The 514-nt window shown below is 66.7% G+C and carries 1 pseudogene; it reads right to left on the bottom strand.

The window, feature by feature from the left end:
* Positions 1–424, bottom strand: a pseudogene (locus tag EXE44_RS17990) (DUF47 domain-containing protein); the annotation flags it as partial.
* Positions 425–514: the final 90 nt, after the last annotated feature.

Genomic DNA, 514 nt, shown 5'->3' with positions numbered 1-514 from the left:
CGTCGCCGAGGACCGCGACCATCTCGGCGATCCGCTCGGCCATCTCGCGCATGTCACCGAACGGTTCGGCGCCCGCGTCGGGACGCATCATCGCCACCTCCTGGACTATCCGCTCGGTGTGGTTCGCGACCACGTCGAGCTCGTTGTAGAAGTCGAGCAGCGCGGACTCGTTGAAGTTGATCCGCGTGTTCAGCAGTCCGATGTCGTCCGGACCGGCGTCGGTGATGAGCGCCGTGAGCCCGCGGACGAGGTCGTCGCATTCGCTTTCGATGGCGACTATCTCGTCGACCGTCTCGCCGTACGCGCCGTCAGCCGCGTACTCGTCGAGCGCTCGCGGGAGGAGCGCGGCGCAGTCGTCGATCCGGTCGAGATACGCGACGGTCCGAGTCTCGAGCCGTTCCCCGAAGTCGGCGTCGGTTGGCATGCGCCGATCCACGCGGGTCGGCGGTAAAGAGGTTCCCTCGCGTTTCGTCGATCGTGAGGGTTTGACGCTCGCTCCAGCGGATCCTCGACC

This window comes from Halorubrum sp. SS7 (genome assembly GCF_005435055.1).
In the GTDB taxonomy this organism is placed as follows: Archaea; Halobacteriota; Halobacteria; order Halobacteriales; family Haloferacaceae; genus Halorubrum; species Halorubrum salinarum.
Note: the sequence above shows the minus strand (reverse complement) of the source record. Positions and strands in the feature narration are given on the sequence as shown.